The organism is Nostoc sp., from assembly GCF_036919495.1.
Classification (GTDB): domain Bacteria; phylum Cyanobacteriota; class Cyanobacteriia; order Cyanobacteriales; family Nostocaceae; genus Nostoc.
Genome location: NZ_JBALBZ010000170.1, coordinates 224,307 through 246,567, shown reverse-complemented (window position 1 = coordinate 246,567; position 22,261 = coordinate 224,307). Strand labels below are relative to the sequence as shown.

Below are 22,261 nucleotides of genomic sequence, written 5' to 3'. Positions count from 1 at the left end.
AAATTCTACTTTACAACGCAAGTATTGGCATAATTGGCAGACTCGCCTCCCTCCTTTTTGGCTTCACCCCTTGCTGAACTTAATGTGGTTGATCGTCGGCATCAGTTTACGTCTAACCAACTTGACTGCAAAGCCTCCTTGGACTGATGAGTTTGCCACTTTAGTGTTTAGCTTGGGGAATACTTTTTTATCAGTACCCCTAGATCAAGCGATCGCGCCTGATATCCTATTGCAACCACTGCAACCAAACCCAGCAGCTAGTATTGGTGATGTAGTTCATAACTTAGTTACACAAGATAATCATCCACCACTGTATTTTGTGCTGGTTTTCCTGTGGATGAAATTATTTTCTAGCGACGGAGGCTTAGTATCGCTGTTTGGGGCGCGATCGCTACCAGCTATATTCGGTGCTGCTTCAATACCGTGTGTTTATGTATTGGCTAAGGTAGCATTTCGCTCGAAATTAGTGGGACACTTGACTGCTGCCATGATGGCAGTATCACCCTACGGCGTATTTTTAGCACAAGAAGCGCGTCATTACACTTTAGCAATCTTATGGGTAATTGGTTCTCTCACCTGCTTAGTAATTGCTACACGTCATATTCAAAACCGTACACCTTTACCTATATGGGTAGCACTTTTGTGGGTAGGAATTAATGCTTTAGGATTTGCTACTCATTATTTCTTCAGCCTCACCCTCTGCACAGAAGCCATAGTTTTGATTTTTCTTGCTTGGCTTCAATTGCAAACTAGCAGCAAATTTTCTCTTTTCTTCTCTCCTCCTTGGCGGCGTATCTATGCCGTTGCTGTAGGTACTTGTGTGGCGGGTTTAATTTGGATACCAATCTTATTAGAGAATAAAAATCGTGGTATTTTGACCGAGTGGATTCGAGGTTCGCGCGTTGGACTAGATTGGTTAAGCCCAATTTTTCAAGCTTTAGGAACATTGATTGCAATGATTTCCTTATTACCAGTTGAATCTTCACAGCTATTAGTTGTGATTCCTTCTGGAATGGTGATGCTGACTTTCTTTATTTGGGCAGTACCAATTTTGCTGCGTGCGATCAAGATTCAACTACAGCACCCAGAAAACCGGATTATGATTCAGGTGTTTGTTGGAGTAGTGAGCAGTGCGATCGCTTTATTCTTTATCTTTACGTACTTTTTGGGGATTGACTTGACTAGAGGCGCTAGATATAACTTTGTTTACTTCCCTGCGATCGTTGTTTTACTAGGCGCAAGTCTCGCAGTTTGTTGGCATCCCCCCAAGGAAATAAAAAGCATAGGTAAATGGGGAATAAACGGTAAAAAAGCCGTGATGTTAATTTGGCTAATGGGATTTTTCAGTGCAGTTACAGTAATCTGCAATCTCGGCTATCAAAAATATTATCGCCCTGACCTGTTTGTGCAACTGATTCAACAAACATCCGCCACACCAGTACTAATTGCCGCCACCCACAGAACTTATGTACACACTGGGGAAATGATGGGAGTCGCTAGGGAGATTAAACTTGCCAATTCACTCCAAAAACCTTTGTTTCTCCTTGCTCATCAAGACAAAGACCCGAATAGTTCCACCATTGCTCTGGAAAATACTTTAAATAAATTACCACGACCTTTTGACTTGTGGCTGGTAAACTTTCACGCACCCCTAGCAGAAGCCGTCAAAACATGCGTTAAGTCTGATACTCAATCAATGCCTAGCATAGATGGCTACGAATATGAACTTTATCATTGTCAGGAGAGTTAATTTTCTCATAAACAAACCTCAAACTCTTATTAGATCGTCAGGAATCACCGTTCCCGATCTTATGTTTGGGAATATGTTCATAAGCTATGCTGTCGGCTAAAAGTAAAGGCTGAGAAACTTTACAGATTTTATTTACCAGTTGTAGTAAATTAATGCTATGGGAATTGTAAATGGTATTACGCGAACGCATCCAAAAGATATTCGACCAACTTACATTTGAGCAGGTAATTTCTGTCTCTTCTTATAACTTTATCCTAGAAGCTCTTTTCTATGCAGCTTCACATTAAATTGGTATTACTTTGTGGATATATAAATAAAGTCTTGCATCCCGAACTAAGGCTCTGCAAAGTTGTAACCTCTACTCTACTTGGGGAAACCTAGTAGAGCAAATACTAGTGTAGATTAATTACAGAATCCCCGTGCGTTAACACTGGGGAGTGTCAACCATAGATGCATCTTGTGGAAGTTCCTCAAATATCGATATCCATAGGAGACTAGAGAAAGAAGAAGAAAATATATCTGACACGTTGTCAAGCAGCGAAGGCTGTAATTAGTTAAGGAGGATTTATGCGTGCAGTACTGATGGCGGGGGGTTCGGGGACGCGGCTTCGCCCATTAACTTGCGATCTGCCTAAACCGATGGTGCCGATCCTTAATCGACCAATAGCCGAACATATTATCAATCTCCTCAAACGGCATCAAATTACAGAAGTTATTGCGACCTTGCATTATTTACCTGATGTCTTGCGAGACTATTTTCAAGATGGTAGTGATTTTGGTGTCCAGATGACTTATGCCGTCGAAGAAGATCAACCTCTGGGTACAGCAGGCTGTGTGAAAAACATTGCTGAACTTCTTGATGAAACCTTTTTAGTCATTAGCGGCGATAGCATAACAGATTTTGACCTCACGGCTGCGATCGCATTTCACAAACAAAATAAGTCAAAAGCCACTTTGATTTTAACCAGGGTTCCTAACCCAATTGAGTTTGGGGTAGTGATTACCGATGAGGAAAGACGAATTCGCCGATTTTTAGAAAAACCCTCTAGTAGTGAAATTTTTTCTGATACCGTTAACACTGGGACTTACATTCTCGAACCAGAAGTTTTAGCATATCTGCCAGCAAACATTGAATGTGACTTTTCCAAAGACTTATTCCCCTTACTATTAGCAAAAGATGAGCCAATGTATGGCTACATTGCTCAAGGTTACTGGTGCGATGTTGGTCACTTAGATGCTTATCGGGAAGCTCAATATGACGCTTTAGATGGGAAAGTGCAATTAGATTATGCCTACAAACAAGTTTCTCACGAGTTATGGGTGGGTCAAAATACTTATATCGACCAAACGGCTGTGATTCAGACCCCAGCAGTGATTGGTGATAATTGCCGCATCGGTGCAAGAGTACAAATTGAGGGAGGAACCGTAATTGGCGATAATGTCACTATTGGCGCTGATGCGAATCTCAAACGTCCCATAGTGTGGAATGGGGCATTTATTGGCGATGAAGCACATCTTTCTGCCTGTGTAATTTCCCGTGGCGCTCGTGTAGACCGCCGCGCTCATGTATTAGAAGCTGCTGTTGTGGGTTCGCTTTCCACGGTGGGAGAAGAAGCCCAAATTAGCCCCGGCGTGCGCGTTTGGCCCAGTAAAAAGATTGAGTCAGGGGCAGTTTTAAACATTAACTTGATTTGGGGAAACACCGCCCAACGAAATTTATTCGGTCAACGTGGTGTCCAAGGATTAGCTAATATTGACATCACCCCAGAATTCGCTGTGAAATTGGGATCTGCTTACGGTTCTACGTTAAAACCTGGTTCTAAGGTAACGGTTTCCCGCGATCAGCGTAATATCTCTCGGATGGTGACGCGATCGCTCATTGCTGGTTTAATGTCAGTAGGTATTGATATTCAAAATCTCGATGCTACAGCTATCCCCATCGCTCGCACGGTTATACCCACAATGTCTGTAGCTGGTGGTATCCATGTGCGGGTACACCCCGATCGCCCTGACTACATTCTGATTGAGTTCATGGATACCAAGGGCATTAATATCTCCAAAGCCCTGGAAAAGAAAATTGAAGGGGCTTACTTTAAGGAGGATATGCGGCGGGCGCTAATTCATGAAATTGGCGATGTATCTTATCCTAGCCAAGTCATGGATCGCTACTGCACTGCTTTTGAGAAATTATTGCATGTTCATACACTCCGCAACAGCCGCGCAAAAGTGGTGATTGACTATGTTTATGCGGTATCGGGGGCAGTTTTACCCCAAATGCTGGATAAATTTGGTGCTGATGCAGTGGTGCTGAATGCCAGTGTAAATAAAACGGCGATGTCAATCACTGATCGCGAAGGACTGCTGACTCAGTTAGGTCATGTAGTGGAGGCATTGAAAGCTAACTTTGGTGTGCAAGTCTCGGCTAATGGAGAACAGCTGATTTTAGTTGATGAATCTGGCTACCCAATTCGTGGGGAAACTTTAACTGCACTGATGGTAGACATGATTCTAACGGCTAACCCCAGAGGAACAGTAGTTGTACCAGTTCATGCTTCCAGTGCTATTGAACAAGTCGCCCGTCGCCACGATGGCAGAGTGATTCGCACTAAAGCCAACCCTACAGCTTTAATGGAGGCTTGTCAAAAAAATCCGAATGTGGTCTTGGGAGGTAGTGGAGAGACTGGTTTTATTTTCCCACAACTGCATCCGGGATTTGATTCTATGTTCTGCATTGCGAAGATAATTGAGATGTTGACTATACAGGAGCGATCGCTTGCTGCTGCGCGGTCAGAATTGCCCCGTGTAATTCACAAAACTTATACAATACGCTGCCCGTGGACAGCTAAGGGTGCTTTGATGCGTTACTTGGTAGAAACTCATCCAGCCCAAAACCTAGAACTCATCGATGGAGTGAAAATTTGTCAACCCTACGATGACAGTTGGCTGTTAGTTTTACCAGACGCTAGCGAACCACTGGTGCATTTGTATGCAAATAGCAATGATCGCGAATGGGTAGATGAGACTGTGAGAAACTATCGCGCCCGTGTTCAGTCGTTTGTGGAAAGACAACAAGAATATCAACCAGCCGAAGTTTAATTTGTAATTCGTAATTCGTAATTCGTAATTGAATTACGAACTACGAATTATATTGAGAAGCGTTCAAAATTATTATTATCGAGGGCATTCTGGTAAACTTCTTTCAGCGTAATTGCAATCAAAATAAATTAAAGCTTCTCTAGTAGAGGGGAATGTTGTAGTTGTGGTGTATCGGTCACTATTTGGACTTGCTTGATCTGACCAAACTTTCAAATAGTAACGACTATTATCATCGGTAGACCATAATTCATAACGGTAATGACCTCCTGAACCCTGACTAGTTAAATAGTCAGCTAGTACTTTATTTGATACAGACAACAAGCTCAACACAGTCAAAACAGGAATTACAGCTACTTTTAATGTTGGGATGAATTTCATAAATGCACAAAAAGTTTACTTTGTCTAGCTTCTTTTATAGATGTATATTTTGAAACCAGTAATAATTCTGAATATTGTGTGAGCATATCCTAAGCCACTTACAGTAAGTAGAAGTGGAATGAACACCCGTCGGCCTTTTCGGTTTGTTTCCTGAAATACTTTACAAAATTTAACTTAGATTAAATGATAAATAATCTCAATAACTCTGGTAGGATATCTTCAGACTTATTGAGATAGATATTCATTAAGCCGAAAATATATTTCAACAAGGCAAATAGGTATCCTGGCGATACCTTCTCTACGAGAGGCTACGCCAACGGTGAGCTTCTCTACGAGACGCTTCGCGAACGCTAACGCAAAACTATATATCAGGTGAAAGTATGTCGAAAAAAATCGGTCTGTTCTACGGTACTCAAACTGGCAACACTGAATCTGATGCGGAAAAAATCCGGGATGAGTTTGGTGATGAGGTTGTAACATTACATCCCATTTATGAGGCGGATGCTACCACCTTTGATGAGTATGAATTGCTGATTATTGGCTCTCCCACTTGGGATATTGGTCAACTTCAGAGCGATTGGGAAGGTTTTTTCTCCGATCTGGATGAAATAGATTTTAGTGGTAAGCTGGTTGCCTATTTTGGTGATGGAGACCAATATGGCTATGCCGATAATTTCCAGGATGCAATGGGAATTCTAGAAGAAAAAATTTCCCAGCGAGGCGGTAAAACTGTTGGCTACTGGCCAACAGAGGGTTATGACTTCGAGAATTCTAGAGCTTTGAAAAATGGCAAATTTGTTGGGCTGGCACTTGATGAAGGTAGTCAATCTGATCTAACAGACGAGCGAATTAAAACTTGGGTTGCTCAGTTGAAGACAGAATTTGCTTTGTAGAAAGCCTTGGCGAATGAAAGGGCCAGGAGATCCCCGACAACTTTTAAGAAGTCGGGGATCTGACAACTAGTGAAATTGATAATTTAGAAATTATAGGTAGTTATGTCTGATTCATTTGATGTTCTGTGGTTAAATGCCAGTCCTATTTTGAAGCGTTTTGATAAACCATTGCTTGAATATTTATCTGGGTATATGAGAATCGCCCAGTGGGAATACCTGCAAACCAAAGATGAAGCCAGTTGTATAGATCAAGCTGTGGAGTTGCTATATGAGTTTTTAGAATGGCGCGATCGCCCCGTGCATTTGGCAGGTCATGGTATGAGTGGTGCGATCGCCTTAAGCTTTGCTCGGCGATTTCCGCAAAAAGTGCGATCGCTCACTCTGCTGGCTGTAGCTGCTCAACCTGCAAACAATTGGCAAGCTCACTATTACTTTCAACGACAACTTTTTAGCATCAGCCGTGAGCTAGTTTTAGCAAGCAGCGTTCGCAGTCTATTTGGAAATCAACCGCCTCATACCACTAAAAAGTTAGTAGCTGCCTTAGATAAAGATTTAGAACAATCTCCCTCGTCACACTCTTTATTTAAGTTGGTTTATTTACCCAAAGGTGGAGTTTCCATGCCAATGATGGTATGTGGTAGCAAGAGCGATCCGGTAGTCAACTCAACTGTATTGCATGATTGGTTGAATTGGTTGAAGCCAGAAGATAAACTCTGGGAATGCCCAGAAGGATATCATTTTTTTCACTACTTCTATCCTCAACAGGTTGGTGAAGAGATTTTGAGTTTTTGGCAACGCCAGCATCCGCATCTATTGGAAGCATCTGCACTATCTTTTAGCAGTTCTACAAATTAGTAATAATATACATCTTTTATTAATGAAAGCATTCTGGAAGGGCGTAGCTATAGACTGATTTTTTCGATAATAACCAGTGTATAAGTTCGTAGTTAGTGTTTTAGCGCTAAAGCCCCAACTACGAACAATGCCTACCTCTTAATCTAACCAATTAATTTCTGCCAGCTAGCAGGGCCGACAATCCCATCGGCATCTAAACCATTTTGCTTTTGAAAGTTCTTAACTACAACCTCTGTTTGCGGCCCGTAGACGCCATCGTTGTCAAGACCTAAACGGTATTGCAAGTATCTGACAACTGCACCACCAGCATGGTTTGGTCTGAGAATTCGTTTTGCCAAAATTAGATTTATGGCATTCCATGTAGCTTCGTCAGCAATTCCGGTCGCTTGAACCCCGACAATAGTCTGAAATTTTTCTACGACAGATTTTGTATTAGCCCCGGTGAAGCCATCTTCTACTAACGCCTTACCATTTTTATCAGTTATTTTGAGTCGATTTAAGGATTTTTGCAATCTGAGAATAGTGGCATCTGCATTATCTTCTTCATCTTGTACAGGCTTAACTGGAACACTTGGCGCTTTTCCAGTTAAGCCTTTAACGATCGCATTAGCCATTGCTTCAGGATTAAAAAGATTCATATCTTTTTGCGAATCGAGAAAGCAACATTCTATCAAGATAGCAGGCATATCTGTATTTTTCAGAACAAACAAGTGGGAACCACTCTTAATGCCGCGATTAAAAAACCCTAACTTGACGATTTCATCTAATACAGGTTTAGCGATTTTTGTACCTGTATCACTAGTTGAAAATACTTCTGTACCGTTAGCTTGTCCGTTAAAGCAGTTAAAATGAATCGAGACGTAGATATCTACTTTGCTTGAATTAGCTGTAGAACATCTTTTTGAAAGTGATTCACGGACTGTACTAGCACTACTTGGTTTACATACTACGACTTCATTTCCTAAAGCTCTTAATTTGGCTATAACTCTATTACCTACATCTAGAGTTAAATTATCCTCAAATTTAATCCCTCTAGCTCCGGTGTCTGGTGGACAATTATGCCCGGTATCAATTCCAAATTTCATGATTTAATCCTCAATTTACTTATTTTGATACTGATTCAAAACTTTTCAAATTTGAGATAAAAAGTTTTGTTAATAAATTTGTTTAGCTATCTATTGGCAATGTCCATATTATTTTAACCATTAATATCCTGGTAAATAAAATAAGTTCTTGGCAAACTTTTTAAGCAGATTTAATGCAGATTTAATGTAGCAAAAGCCGCTTTCTGCAAGGTTTTTTGCAAGAAAAAACACAACCCTCATAATTTATCAAAATCGGCAATAATCCGGTGATTGTTGCAATAAATTGAAATGCAGCAATTACCCTCATCCTTAAAATAATAACGCTTCGTAAAAGTAGAAAGCTATGACAATTGTACCTAGTACCGCAAAGCGGAAGTCAAAAGTTAAAAGTCAAAAGGCTTTAATCTTAGGCTTTCTGGCTGTAATGAAATAGTGGGTTTATTTGCGCCGACCTGTATGACTGCAAGAAGGCAGAGGGGTAAAAGCAAGAATAACCGATAACATCGGCTTTTGGCTTCCCTGTTCGCGCAGCGTCTCCAAGAGTTGGGGCTAACATTTTGCCTTACGGTACTAGTACGGCTAAATGACCGAAATCTGGTGGTAGATATTTAACAATCAGCCTGAAAGCAGGTTTAAGATCAAAGTAAAGAAATATTTCGTAGCTTACAGGCATGAAACGCATCGTCTTGGTTGCTGGGTTTGAATCGTTCAACGCTGATTTATATAGAAAAGCAGCCTTTTTGGCTAACTCTCGCTGTCCTGAGTTGGATATTCGGGTATTTAGCGATCGCGATCTTACCAACAAACGCACTGAGGTAGAAACAGCACTTGATGGCGCTGATGTGTTTTTCGGTAGCCTACTATTTGATTATGACCAAGTTGTGTGGCTTGGCGATCGCATTTCTCAAATTCCCATTCGCCTAGTCTTTGAGTCAGCCTTGGAATTGATGAGTTTAACCAAGCTGGGTATTTTTGCCATTGGCGACAAACCCAAAGGAATGCCCAAACCAGTTAAATTCATCCTCGACAAATTTAGCAACGGACGAGAAGAAGACAAACTTGCTGGTTACATCAGCTTCTTAAAGATTGGCCCCAAACTACTGAAATATGTGCCAGGGCAAAAAGTCCAAGACTTACGTAACTGGTTAATTATCTATGGTTACTGGAATGCTGGCGGTTCAGAAAACGTCGCTTCATTATTCTGGACACTGGCAGAAAAATACTTAGGTTTAAAAGTCGGCGACATTCCGCCGCTAATTGAAACCCCCAACATCGGATTACTCCATCCCGATTATCAAGGGTTTTTTGAATCGCCCCGCGAGTATCTGGAATGGTATAAAACCAATTGTAGAGACGCGATTCATCACGTCTCCCCAGTTGTCGGAATTCTCCTCTACCGTAAACACGTCATCACCAAACAACCCTATATTCCCCAACTAATTCGCAGTTTTGAAAAAGCCGGGTTAACTCCTTTGCCTATTTTCATCAACGGCGTAGAAGGACATGTAGCGGTACGAGATTTGATGACAACCGACCATGAAATTCAGCAACGACAACTAGATAATATCGAGACTCCCTCACTATCAAGTGAAGCAGTAAAAGTAGATGCGATCGTTTCGACAATTGGCTTTCCTCTGGTGGGTGGCCCGGCTGGTTCAATGGAAGCAGGGCGTCAGGTGGAAGTAGCAAAGCGCATTCTCACTGCCAAGAATGTACCTTATATTGTTGCTGCACCACTATTAATTCAAGATATTTCCTCGTGGACGCGCCAAGGTGTCGGCGGATTGCAAAGTGTCGTGTTGTATGCATTACCAGAATTAGATGGGGCTATTGATACCGTTCCCCTTGGTGGTTTGGTGGGCGAAAATATTTATCTGGTTCCCGAACGAGTGCAGCGATTAATTGGTAGGGTAAAAACTTGGGTGGCTTTGCGGCAAAAACCTGCATCGGAACGCAAGATTGCAATTATTTTATATGGGTTCCCACCGGGTTATGGTGCTGTGGGTACAGCTGCATTATTAAATGTGCCGCGTAGTTTGCTGAAGTTTCTCCACGCACTTAAAGAACAAGGTTACACCGTTGGAGATTTACCCGAAGATGGGGAAGAATTGATTCGCTGGGTAAAAGAGGCGGATGAAGCTAATCCTCTTGTGGGGCAGTCGTCTCGCCTGCCTCTAGATAATGGCGGGCAAGATGCCCACTCCACAAATACTGTCAATATTCGCACTCTAGAAAAATGGCTGGGATATCTGCAAACTTCCCGCATCGAAAAACAATGGAAATCTCTCACGGGGACTGGTATTAAAACTTATGGCGATGATTTTCAGATTGGCGGTGTGCAATTAGGAAATGTGTGGATAGGTGTACAACCACCTTTGGGGATACAAGGCGACCCGATGCGCTTAATGTTTGAACGGGATTTAACGCCACATCCCCAATATGCTGCTTATTATAAATGGTTACAAAATGAGTTTGAAGCTGATGCTGTAGTTCACTTTGGAATGCATGGGACGGTGGAATGGTTGCCTGGTTCTCCGTTGGGGAATACGGGTTATTCTTGGTCGGATATTCTGTTAGGAAATTTGCCTAATTTATATATATATGCGGCGAATAATCCGTCTGAATCGATGTTGGCAAAACGTCGTGGTTATGGTGTGTTGATTTCTCATAATGTACCACCTTATGGTCGCGCAGGTTTGTATAAGGAGTTGGTGGCGTTGCGGGATTTGATTTCGGAGTATCGGGAAGATCCACAAAAGAATTATGTTTTAAAGGAAGGGATTTGTAAAAAAATTGTGGATTCTGGGTTGGATGCAGATTGTCCGTTTGAGGATGCTAAACGGTTGGGGATTGCGTTTACGCCGGAGAATGTGCGGATGTTTAGCGGTCATGCTTTTGATGATTATTTGGTGGAGTTGTATGAATATTTGCAGGTTTTAGAAAATCGGTTGTTTTCTTCGGGGTTGCATACTTTGGGGGAAGCACCAAATGAGGAGGAGTTGGGGTCTTATTTGGAGGCTTATTTTGGGGGCGAAGAGGAAGAAAACGAACCGCATTCGCAAAGCGTCTCGCAGAGAAGGCGCAAAGGACGCGAAGATGAAGAAAGGTTAATAAGGGATTTGTTGATGCAGTCTACGGATGAGTTGACGAATTTGTTGAGGGGGTTGAATGGGGAGTATATTCCGCCTGCGCCTGGGGGGGATTTGTTAAGGGATGGGGCTGGGGTTTTGCCGACTGGGAGGAATATTCATGCTTTAGATCCTTATCGGATGCCTTCACCTGCTGCTTATGAACGGGGACGAGAAATTGCTCAAAAAATTATTGCCCAGCATTTGGATGAATATGGGAAGTATCCAGAAACGGTGGCGGTGATGTTATGGGGATTGGATGCGATTAAAACTAAGGGTGAATCTTTGGGGATTCTTTTGGAATTGGTGGGGGCTGAACCTGTTAAGGAAGGAACTGGTAGAATTGTTCGTTATGAATTGAAGCCGTTGGCTGAGGTTGGACATCCCCGCATTGATGTGTTGGGTAATTTGTCTGGAATTTTTCGAGATAGTTTTGTAAATATCATCGAATTGTTGGATGATTTATTTCAACGGGCGGCTGATGCTGATGAACCGGATGATCAAAATTTTATTAGAAGACATGCTTTAGCTTTGAAAGCCCAAGGTGTGGAAAATGCATCGGCAAGATTGTTTTCTAATCCGGCGGGTGATTTTGGTTCTTTGGTAAATGATAGGGTGGTTGATGGTAACTGGGAATCTGGTGAGGAGTTAGGCAATACTTGGCAAAGCCGCAATGTATTTAGCTACGGGAGAGAAGATAAAGGTCAAGCTAGACCGGAAGTGTTGAATACGTTGTTAAAAACTAGCGATCGCATTGTTCAAGAAATCGATTCGGTAGAATATGGTTTAACTGATATTCAAGAATATTACGCCAATACTGGCGGTTTGAAAAGGGCAGCAGAAAAACAAGGCGGTAAGAAGGTTACAACCAGTTTTGTAGAAAGTTTCTCGAAGGATACTACACCGCGCAATTTAGATGATTTGCTGCGAATGGAGTACCGCACTAAGTTGCTAAATCCCAAATGGGCGCAAGCGATGGCGAATCAAGGTTCTGGTGGTGCATTTGAAATTTCTCAACGGATGACGGCGTTGATTGGTTGGGGTGGTACTGCCGATTTTACCGATGATTGGGTTTATGATCAAGCCGCAGATACTTATGCGTTAGATACAGAGATGGCGGAGAAATTACGTAAGGCAAATCCTGAAGCTTTTCGCAATATTTTAGGGAGAATGTTAGAAGCGCATGGGCGGGGTTTCTGGGAAGCTGATGGTGAGAAGTTAGATAAATTGCGGCAATTATATGAGTTGACAGATGAGGAATTGGAGGGTGTGACTGTTTAGAAATGCAGAAGAATCAATTACGAAAAATATAGACAATATATTTTAAGAAGCAAGGATAAATCGTAAGGCTATTTCGTTCTAGACATAAACCGCCCAAAACTAAAGTTCCGGGCTAATAGCCCAAGTCCACTAAAGTGGATTAAAAGCTAATACAGTTCAGTTAAGCATTCTTTTTTCTGCTTCCTTCTCTTCCTTCGTGTCCCAATACTGCTCGGTTAAGAATATTTGTAGGTTGGGTTGAACGAAGTGAAACCCAACAAAGCCACAGAAATGTTGGGTTTCGTTCCTCAACCCAACCTACGAATTTTAAGCTTTTTCCGCTTAACCGAGCAGTATTGCTTCGCGTCCTTCTCTAAGGAGACGCTGCGCGAATGCGGTTCGTTAAAAAAAATTCACTTTGACAAAGAGTAAAGCCTTAACCCAAGCGTATTGATTTATATCTCAGTAAGTTATAAAAGTAACTCTTATGTTCTACTTTAAAATATACCAAACACTCTCACTCTCATCACTTTTAGATAAAATATGATATCTTTTTTCAATTAATTCTATAATTTTTGGAAACTTTTCTTGAATCAGAGCGTGATATTTATTAGTAATAAATATATAAGGAGGTTTGGATGAATCTAACTCCTCTAGAAGTTGTGGCCATTGCTCAGATAAAAATAATTCAAGCGACCATGCATTTAGTGATGTTGCTTGAGTACGACCAGATAAATAATAAATAGACGGGTCGCCAGCAACAAAAATTGCACCAGCTAAACTTCCTGGTTGAGAGAGAAAGCCAATCTCTGAACGAAGTAATTTATAATCTCCTCTAAATACAGTCTGATATTTAAATCGTGTATCTTCAGTTAAAGCAAAATTATTATTAACTAAAGCAATACTTTTAACTTGAAAATTCCATAATAAAGGTGATAAAAACAACAATAACACCAGAATTTTAATTATTGGTGAACTTAATTCTTTGAAACGCTCCCATAATATATCTAAACCTTTAGTTGCTAAAATACCTGTAGGTACAAATAACAGTAAATAATGATATATCCAAAGTGACCTAATTTGGATAAAAATAATACCCAGACCAAAAACAAACCAAACAACCAATAACAAGGTCAATAAGTTTTTATTCTTACGCAATGATACATTTACTGCAACAATTGCCATTACAACTAAAGTGATAAAATTCTTTAAGAACCATAGGTTTCCAGAAATTAACTTAAATTTATTGAATCTGCCATTAGCCACCACCTGGCTTGGATATACAAAAAATGTCTTATATACAATTGATAAACTATCGACTGAGGCAAAATAGCTGACAATAAGTAAAATAGGAAAGATAATTCCTATAAAAATTGGCAGGCAAATTTCAATCACTGTTTTTTTAGCTTTCTGATGTTTTATCAATATAAAATGAAGCAAAGCAGTTAGCCAAAAACAAAATATTATGGGCAAAAATATTACTTTAAATATTAGGACAGTTCCACCCATGAAACCTGAGAGTAAAAGTTGAATAAATCTCTGCTTTCCTTCATGATTAAAAGATTCATAAGTTAGCCAAAGACATAAAAATAAAGGAAAACCAACTAGTCCCTCTACTTGAGTAAATTGCTTATGATATGAAACAATATAATAAACGCCAACCGTTAACAAAGGTACTAAACTTGCTACTATGCGATGCCGGAAATAATTTTTTAGAGTTAGCTGCAATGTAATAGAGAAAAGCATCATATAAATAAGTTCAAAAATATGGATGCCAATCTCATTAAAACCAAATAAATTTCCTGCTAAGAAATAAAAGTAATAAATTCCAGGTTGCTTTAAATCCCAAAAATCCCGATAGAGTACCTTTCCTTGTTGCATTTCTAAAGCACCTGTTGTAAATAGTGCTTGATCTCCTGCAAATGGAAAAGGTAAATTTATCAAACCAATTATGAGAACACAAACTAAAACTAAAAAGTCAATTTTATTTAATTTAGGAAGATTAATCATGAAAATTTACTCCTATTGAATAAATATAATATTGTCAAGCCATTTCATAACTCTAAATATTGTAAAAGGGACTGGGTGTAAAGTCGAAAAAATGTGGTGGTTGCTCTTACCCACCACTAAATATTAAAAAACTTTTTCCACTACCCCGGAGCGGCGTTCGTTCCGACGCTCGTTCCGACGCTCGTTCCGGCGTTCGTTCCGACGCTCGTTCCTCGCTAACGCTACGCGATCGCCCCAGCCAGTTGATTTATGTAAGAGGTATTATCTCAGACAACAAGCAAAAGCGATGTCTACGACGGGCTACGCCTACGCTCTTACGCTTGAGGCTGTGAAAATTTAAACCTTTGCAGCTAATATTACTTCATGTAGCTGTAATAGCGATATCAGAAAAAATGTTACTAGGAGTTGGCAGCCGTTACGGTAAAACCAGCCCAGAATACGAGATGGCGGGTGGTGCTAGACGAGGTAATGCCAAAAAGAAGCAAAGCGTACTAGGCAATTCCAAAGTCACCAATTCTTTAGCAGCTGATTCTGTTAAGCTTTCTTCTGCAAATGGATCTATGAATGGGGTGTCAGGTGCGATCGTGAGTTGAGTAAAATCCAATAGGGTTTAGTCAACTTAAGCTAAAAATAGCTTATCTGTTAGCTTCCTCACCCGCCTGGGAATTAATTCCCAGGCTAATTGTCCCTCTCCGAGTCGGAGAGGGACGGTTTTGCGTAGTAAAACCAGGGAGAGGTTTTTTGATTGAGCAATCGAATTCACGTTAATGTTAATTGTCATCGTGTGTTCTACTGTGCGATCGCTTACTCGCCCAACTTAGACATCGCCGAGAATTGATGCTGCATAACATAGGTCAACTAGCTATCATTAGCTAAGTGGGATGCCAGATACATCTACGGCAATACCATTTAGTGAGCAGTCTTTGTCAACTGCTTACACTCGCACCCATAAAAATTAGTTTGATCCACTTTCTATTCCCTACTCTCTATTGTGATACGCATTGGCTAAAAGTACTTTAAGTAAGTACGGGGTGCAAAAAATACAAAAAATTCTTCAAAGATTAAGATTAAGGATACGGCTATGGCAACCGAACAGTTAACTAGAGACAGTGATAATCTAGATTTAAATCAGCTACTAAGAACGCTGAATGCTGTTAAACAGGGTGATTTTTCTGCTCGGATGCCTATAGACCATACTGGTGTAGCAGGGAAAATAGCTGATACGCTCAATGATATTATTGATCAAAATGAGCGGATGGCGGCCGAACTACAACGGATTGGTAATGTTGTCGGCAAAGAAGGCAAAATTGCCGATCGCGCCTCTCTCGGAGATGTTCGCGGTTCTTGGTCAGATTGTGTTACTTCTGTCAATACTCTAATTACAGATTTAGTTCAACCAACAGCTGAAACTACTCGGGTAATTCGGTCAGTCGCCAATGGTGACTTATCGCAAACGATCGCTACAGAAATTGATGGCAGACCTCTGCAAGGTGAGTTTCTCCAAACTGCTAATATCGTTAACACGATGGTAGATCGACTAGGTTCTTTTGCCTCGGAAGTAACGCGGGTGGCGCGTGAGGTGGGAACCGAAGGTAAGTTGGGTGTTCAAGCCGAAGTGCAAGGTGTTGCTGGTACTTGGAAAGATTTGACAGATAACGTTAACTTGATGGCGGGTAATCTCACCGGACAAGTTCGCAACATTGCTGAAGTTGCCACTGCGATCGCAAATGGTGATTTATCTAAAAAAATCACTGTAAATGTGAAAGGCGAAATTCTGGAGTTAAAAAACACCGTCAACACGATGGTGGATCAGCTTAATTCTTTTGCATCGGAAGTAACGCGAGTTGCGCGTGAAGTGGGAACTGAAGGGAAGTTGGGCGTACAAGCCGAAGTTAAAGGTGTCGCAGGGACTTGGAAGGATCTCACAGACAACGTTAACTTAATGGCAGGAAATTTAACAGCCCAAGTCCGTAACATTGCAGAAGTGACAACGGCGGTAGCGAATGGCGACTTATCGAAAAAAATTACTGTTGATGTCAAAGGCGAAATTTTAGAGTTGAAAAACACCGTCAACATTATGGTGGATCAACTTAATTCTTTTGCAAGTGAAGTAACAAGAGTTGCGCGTGAGGTGGGTGCAGAAGGTAAATTAGGCGGTCAAGCAGAAGTCCGCGGGGTAGCAGGTACGTGGAAAGACCTTACCGATAGTGTGAATTTCATGGCGGGAAGCTTGACGGCACAAGTGCGGAATATTGCGGAAGTGACAACGGCGGTTGCCAATGGCGACTTATCTAAGAAAATCACTGTCGATGTCAAAGGCGAAATTCTGGAGTTGAAAAATACCATCAATACAATGGTGGATCAACTTAATTCCTTTGCATCGGAAGTTACAAGAGTTGCGCGTGAGGTGGGAACTGAAGGTAAGTTAGGCGTACAAGCAGAAGTCCGGGGAGTGGCGGGTACTTGGAAAGATTTAACCGATAACGTTAATTTAATGGCGGGTAATCTCACCGGACAGGTGCGAAATATTGCCGAAGTTGCGACTGCGATCGCAAATGGCGATCTATCTAAAAAAATCACCGTTGATGTTAGAGGTGAAATTTTTGAACTCAAGAATACCATCAATATAATGGTGGATCAACTCAGTTCCTTTGCAAGTGAAGTTACAAGGGTTGCTCGTGAAGTGGGCAGTGAAGGTAAACTGGGTGTGCAAGCTGATGTGCGCGGTGTAGCTGGCACTTGGAAAGATTTAACCGACAGCGTGAACTTCATGGCGGGAAGTTTAACGGCACAAGTGCGGAATATTGCCGAAGTAACTACGGCGGTTGCAACAGGCGATTTATCCAAGAAAATTACTGTCGATGTCAAAGGTGAAATTCTGGAGTTGAAAAATACCATTAATACAATGGTGGATCAACTCAATTCTTTTGCAAGTGAAGTTACAAGGGTTGCTCGTGAGGTGGGAAGTGAAGGTAAACTGGGCGTGCAAGCAGAAGTGCGCGGCGTGGCTGGTACGTGGAAAGATTTGACCGACAGCGTGAATTTCATGGCGGGAAGTTTAACGGCACAAGTGCGGAATATTGCCGAAGTAACTACGGCGGTTGCAACAGGCGACTTATCCAAGAAAATCACCGTTGATGTTAAAGGTGAAATTCTGGAGTTGAAAAATACCATTAATACAATGGTGGATCAACTCAGTTCCTTTGCAAGTGAAGTGACGCGAGTTGCGCGTGAGGTGGGAACTGAAGGTAAATTGGGTGTACAAGCGGAAGTGAAAGACGTTGCTGGTACTTGGAAAGATTTAACCGACAGCGTAAACTTCATGGCGGGAAGCTTGACGGCACAGGTGCGGAACATTGCCGAAGTTACAACTGCGATCGCAAATGGTGATTTATCTAAGAAAATTACTGTTGCTGTCAAAGGCGAAATTCTCGAACTCAAGAATACCATCAATATAATGGTGGATCAACTCAACTCCTTTGCCTCGGAAGTAACGCGGGTGGCGCGGGAAGTGGGAAGCGAGGGTAAATTAGGTGTACAAGCAGATGTGCGCGGCGTAGCTGGAACTTGGAAAGATTTAACTGACAGCGTGAACTTCATGGCGGGAAGTTTAACGGCACAAGTGCGAAACATTGCCGCCGTTACCACAGCTGTAGCTAATGGCGATTTATCTAAGAAAATCTCCGTTGATGTCAAAGGTGAAATTTTAGAGTTGAAAAACACCGTTAACACAATGGTTGATCAACTTAATTCCTTTGCAAGTGAAGTGACGCGGGTAGCGCGTGAGGTGGGAACTGAAGGTAAGCTGGGTGTACAAGCAGAAGTTAAAGGTGTAGCCGGTACTTGGAAAGATTTAACAGACAGCGTAAACTTCATGGCGGGAAGTTTGACGGCACAAGTGCGAAACATTGCCGAAGTTACGACAGCTGTGGCAAACGGCGACTTATCCAAGAAAATCACCGTCGATGTCAAAGGTGAAATTCAAGAACTTAAAAACACCATTAATACAATGGTGGATCAACTAAATTCTTTTGCATCAGAAGTTACTAGGGTTGCCCGTGAGGTGGGAACGGAAGGTAAATTAGGCGTGCAAGCTTACGTCAGAGGAGTTGCAGGGACTTGGAAAGATTTAACAGATAACGTTAACTCGATGGCGGGGAACCTCACCGGACAAGTTCGCAACATCGCGGAAGTTACTAAAGCGGTAGCTAATGGCGACTTATCTAAGAAAATTACCGTCGATGCCAAAGGCGAAATTTTAGACTTGAAGAACACCACCAATACAATGGTGGATCAACTTAGTTCCTTTGCAAGTGAAGTAACGCGGGTGGCGCGGGAAGTGGGAACTGAAGGGAAGTTAGGCGGACAAGCGCAAGTCCAAGGTGTTGCAGGAACTTGGAAAGATTTAACGGATAACGTTAACTCGATGGCGGGTAATTTAACGGCACAAGTGCGCGGTATTGCCAGAGTTGTGACGGCGGTTGCTAACGGTGATTTGAAACGGAAACTGATGCTAGATGCTAAGGGAGAAATTGAAACCTTGGCAGAGACAATCAACGAGATGATTGATACTCTAGCGACATTTGCCAATCAGGTAACTACAGTAGCGCGGGAAGTGGGAATTGAAGGGAAGTTAGGCGGACAAGCTAGAGTACCTGGGGCGGCTGGAACTTGGAAAGATTTGACGGATAATGTAAATGAACTTGCTGCTACACTGACAACTCAGTTAAGAGCGATCGCAGAAGTTGCTACAGCTGTAACTAAAGGTGATTTAACTCGTTCAATTGCCGTCGAAGCACTAGGGGAAGTAGCGATACTCAAAGACAATATTAACCAGATGATTGCTAATCTGCGCGAGACAACGCAGAAAAATACTGAGCAAGACTGGTTGAAAACTAACCTCGCCAAGTTTACCCGAATGCTGCAAGGTCAGCGAGACTTAGAAACCGTATCTAAACTAATTCTCTCAGAACTAGCACCCCTAGTAGGAGCGCAACACGGCGTATTCTTCCTGATGGAGTCTGTTGAACATACACCATATTTGAAACTAATCAGTAGCTACGCTTACCGCGAACGCAGACATCTAGCTAACCGCTTCCACTTGGGTGAAGGTTTGGTGGGACAATGCGCTTTAGAAAAAGAGCGAATTCTGCTGACGGAAGTACCCAGCGATTATGTCAAAATTTCCTCTGGTTTAGGAGAAGCCACGCCCCTGAATGCCGTGGTGTTACCTGTACTCTTTGAAGGACAGGTGACAGCAGTGATTGAATTAGCATCCTTCCGCCGCTTTAGCGAAATTCATCTGACATTCTTCGACCAGCTTACCGAAAGTATCGCGATCGTCCTCAACACGATCGCAGCATCCATGCGAACTGAAGAATTACTCAAGCAGTCGCAATCTTTGGCTGAAGAACTCCAAACCCAGCAAAATGAACTCCGGGAAACCAACAAGCGCTTAGAACAACAAGCCCAATCACTCAAAACCTCAGAAGATTTACTCAAAGGACAGCAAGAGGAACTGCAACAAACCAACGCTGAGTTAGAAGAAAAGGCAGAGTTGTTGGCTATGCAAAAGAAAGAAGTCGAGCGCAAAAATCGGGAAATTGAACAAGCAAGGCTCTCTTTGGAAGACAAGGCTGAACAACTCGCCCTTTCTTCAAAATACAAGTCTGAGTTTCTCGCCAATATGTCCCATGAACTGCGGACACCACTAAACAGCTTGTTGATTTTGGCAAAGTTGTTGTCAGATAACATAGATCGCAACCTCAGTGCCAAGCAAGTTGAATACAGCCAAACAATTTACTCAGCAGGTAATGATTTGTTGGCGTTAATCAATGACATTCTGGATCTCGCCAAAATTGAATCTGGAACTATGTCCATTGACATGACCCAAATGCCATTGACAGAATTGGGCGATCAGATTGAGCGCACCTTCCGACAAATTGCTCAGAGTAAAAAACTTGCTTTCACAATTGAATTGACTCCCGAATTGCCCACAACTATCTACACAGATGTCAAACGCTTACAACAGGTGTTAAAAAATCTCCTCTCCAATGCTTTTAAATTTACAGAAAAAGGGGAGGTACGCTTACAGATTGCGGTGGCGAAGCAGGGATGGAGCAAAGACCAGGAAACTTTAAATCGCGCCCAGATTGTCATCGCCTTCTCAGTCAGCGATACAGGCATTGGCATTGCCCCCGACAAGCAGAAAGTGATTTTCGAGGCATTTCAGCAAGCCGATGGCTCTACCAGTCGCAGATACGGCGGTACCGGATTGGGCTTATCAATTAGCCGTGAAATTGCTCGTCTCTTTGGCGGCGAAATTAAACTAATCAGTCAACCCGGTCAAGGTAGCACCTTTACATTTTACTTCCCACAATTGAGTCCTGAGTTCCGAGTTCCGAGTCCTGAGTCAACATCAACACAATCCAGCACAGACGCGATTAATCGCGTCTCTACCCACTCCTCACTCCTCACTCCTGACGGGCTAAACCTTAGCTATCCGCTAACAGCACTGATTAATGACGATCGCGCTGTTATTGAAAGAGGCGATCGCGTGTTACTAATTGTTGAGGATGACGTTAATTTTGCGCGTATCCTACTAGAGATGGCGCAACAGCACGGATTCAAGGTAATTGCTGCCCAAACAGGCAGTACAGGTTTGATGTTAGCGCAGCAATTCCAGCCTTCAGCCATTTTGCTAGATATTAGGTTGCCAGAAATGGATGGTTGGACTGTATTAGATCGTCTGAAGCATGACCCAAATACGCGTCACATTCCTGTACATATCATGACCGTTGAGGAAGGAAGACAACGCGGTTTACAACTAGGTGCGATCGCATATCTGCAAAAGCCCTTAACCAGCGAGATAATATCCGAGGCGTTGACCAAAATTAAAGGTTTTGTTGAGCGCCAAGTGAAAAATTTGCTAGTAGTCGAAGACGACGACACTCAACGGCTTAGTATTGTTGAGTTAATTGGCAACAGCGATGTTTATACCACAGCAGTGGGTACTGGTGCAGAAGCTTTAGAAGCTATTCGCTCACAGCATTTTGATTGCCTCGTTCTCGATTTAGGGCTACCCGACATGACTGGGTTTGAACTTATCGAGCAGATAAAGCTTCTACCTCACGGTAAAACTTTACCAATTATTGTCTATACAGGTAGAGAAATTAGCAAAGCTCAAGAAACGGAACTCAGACGAATTGCCGAAACAATCATCATTAAAGATGTGCGATCGCCCGAACGTCTCCTTGATGAAACAGCATTATTTTTACACCGAGTCCAAGCAAATTTACCAGCACCCAAACGAGAAATACTTGAACAACTGCATTCCATAGACTATTTACTCGCTGGCAAAAAAGCGCTAATTGTAGACGACGATGTACGTAATATCTTTGCGTTGACAAGTATGCTGGAACGTTATCAAATGCAGGTTTTATATGCTGAAAACGGCAGGGAGGGGATTACCTTATTGGAAAGTACACCAGATATTGATGTCGTTTTGATGGACGTAATGATGCCAGAAATGGATGGTTACGAAACAACACGCATAATCCGCCAAAACGAGCAATTTAAATCTTTGCCGATTATTGCACTGACCGCTAAAGCCATGCAAGGCGATCGCGAAAAGTGTATTGAAGCCGGCGCATCAGACTACATTACAAAACCCGTAGATACTGAACAACTGCTTTCACTATTGCGTGTTTGGCTATACCGTTAATCATAAAAGATATGGCTGCGACAAGACTTGTGTACACCGTAGGTGTTCGCGTAGAGTCTCGTAGATAGGGTTGGAAGCTGAAC

10 protein-coding genes are annotated in these 22,261 nt (G+C 42.1%); 7 read left to right on the top strand and 3 right to left on the bottom strand.

Annotated features, from left to right (window positions below):
• The first annotated feature begins 82 nt into the window (after positions 1–82).
• A complete protein-coding gene (locus tag V7K25_RS24955; protein WP_335161619.1) occupies positions 83–1,750 on the top strand; it encodes a glycosyltransferase family 39 protein in 1,668 nt (555 codons plus the stop codon).
• Positions 1,751–2,317: 567 nt separating this feature from the next.
• Positions 2,318–4,846, top strand: coding sequence for a mannose-1-phosphate guanyltransferase (locus V7K25_RS24950; protein WP_335161581.1), 2,529 nt, complete (start codon positions 2,318–2,320; stop codon positions 4,844–4,846).
• Positions 4,847–4,921: 75 nt separating this feature from the next.
• On the opposite strand, the gene V7K25_RS24945 is transcribed toward V7K25_RS24950, so the two are convergent.
• Positions 4,922–5,224 (bottom strand): hypothetical protein, encoded by a 303-nt coding sequence (locus tag V7K25_RS24945; protein ID WP_335161579.1) that lies wholly within the window; start codon positions 5,222–5,224, stop codon positions 4,922–4,924.
• 380 nt (positions 5,225–5,604) lie between these two features.
• On the opposite strand from V7K25_RS24945, the gene fldA reads away from it, so the two are divergent.
• Positions 5,605–6,117 carry a flavodoxin FldA gene (gene fldA, locus V7K25_RS24940; protein ID WP_335161577.1) on the top strand — a complete coding sequence of 171 codons (513 nt, stop codon included), beginning with the start codon at positions 5,605–5,607 and terminating at the stop codon, positions 6,115–6,117.
• A gap of 102 nt (positions 6,118–6,219) precedes the next feature.
• On the top strand, positions 6,220–6,972 hold the full coding sequence (locus V7K25_RS24935) for an alpha/beta fold hydrolase (protein WP_335161575.1): 753 nt from the start codon (positions 6,220–6,222) through the stop codon (positions 6,970–6,972).
• 143 nt (positions 6,973–7,115) lie between these two features.
• Here the strand turns inward: V7K25_RS24935 and V7K25_RS24930 are convergent, their stop codons facing one another.
• A complete protein-coding gene (locus tag V7K25_RS24930) occupies positions 7,116–8,057 on the bottom strand; it encodes an N-acetylmuramoyl-L-alanine amidase (RefSeq protein WP_335161573.1) in 942 nt (313 codons plus the stop codon).
• Between the two features lie 671 nt (positions 8,058–8,728).
• Between V7K25_RS24930 and bchH the strand changes: the two genes are divergently transcribed.
• Positions 8,729–12,466 (top strand): magnesium chelatase subunit H, encoded by a 3,738-nt coding sequence (gene bchH / locus V7K25_RS24925; protein WP_335161571.1) that lies wholly within the window; start codon positions 8,729–8,731, stop codon positions 12,464–12,466.
• Positions 12,467–12,937: 471 nt separating this feature from the next.
• Here the strand turns inward: bchH and V7K25_RS24920 are convergent, their stop codons facing one another.
• Complete coding sequence (locus tag V7K25_RS24920; protein ID WP_335161569.1) at positions 12,938–14,455, bottom strand: glycosyltransferase family 39 protein; 1,518 nt, start codon at positions 14,453–14,455, stop codon at positions 12,938–12,940.
• Positions 14,456–14,799: 344 nt separating this feature from the next.
• On the opposite strand from V7K25_RS24920, the gene V7K25_RS24915 reads away from it, so the two are divergent.
• Positions 14,800–15,048 (top strand): hypothetical protein, encoded by a 249-nt coding sequence (locus tag V7K25_RS24915; RefSeq protein WP_335161567.1) that lies wholly within the window; start codon positions 14,800–14,802, stop codon positions 15,046–15,048.
• Between the two features lie 488 nt (positions 15,049–15,536).
• The gene (locus V7K25_RS24910) at positions 15,537–22,178 is read left to right on the top strand and encodes a hybrid sensor histidine kinase/response regulator (protein WP_335161565.1); all 6,642 of its coding nucleotides are present in this window, start codon (positions 15,537–15,539) and stop codon (positions 22,176–22,178) included.
• The last annotated feature ends 83 nt before the right edge of the window (positions 22,179–22,261 follow it).

Bases quoted from the DNA above. Each gene is read 5' to 3' on its own strand.
- V7K25_RS24955 (WP_335161619.1), top strand. From the start codon at position 83: ATGTGGTTGATCGTCGGCATCAGTTTACGTCTAACCAACTTGACTGCA.
- V7K25_RS24950 (WP_335161581.1), top strand. From the start codon at position 2,318: ATGCGTGCAGTACTGATGGCGGGGGGTTCGGGGACGCGGCTTCGCCCA.
- V7K25_RS24945 (WP_335161579.1), bottom strand. From the start codon at position 5,224: ATGAAATTCATCCCAACATTAAAAGTAGCTGTAATTCCTGTTTTGACT.
- fldA (WP_335161577.1), top strand. From the start codon at position 5,605: ATGTCGAAAAAAATCGGTCTGTTCTACGGTACTCAAACTGGCAACACT.
- V7K25_RS24935 (WP_335161575.1), top strand. From the start codon at position 6,220: ATGTCTGATTCATTTGATGTTCTGTGGTTAAATGCCAGTCCTATTTTG.
- V7K25_RS24930 (WP_335161573.1), bottom strand. From the start codon at position 8,057: ATGAAATTTGGAATTGATACCGGGCATAATTGTCCACCAGACACCGGA.
- bchH (WP_335161571.1), top strand. From the start codon at position 8,729: ATGAAACGCATCGTCTTGGTTGCTGGGTTTGAATCGTTCAACGCTGAT.
- V7K25_RS24920 (WP_335161569.1), bottom strand. From the start codon at position 14,455: ATGATTAATCTTCCTAAATTAAATAAAATTGACTTTTTAGTTTTAGTT.
- V7K25_RS24910 (WP_335161565.1), top strand. From the start codon at position 15,537: ATGGCAACCGAACAGTTAACTAGAGACAGTGATAATCTAGATTTAAAT.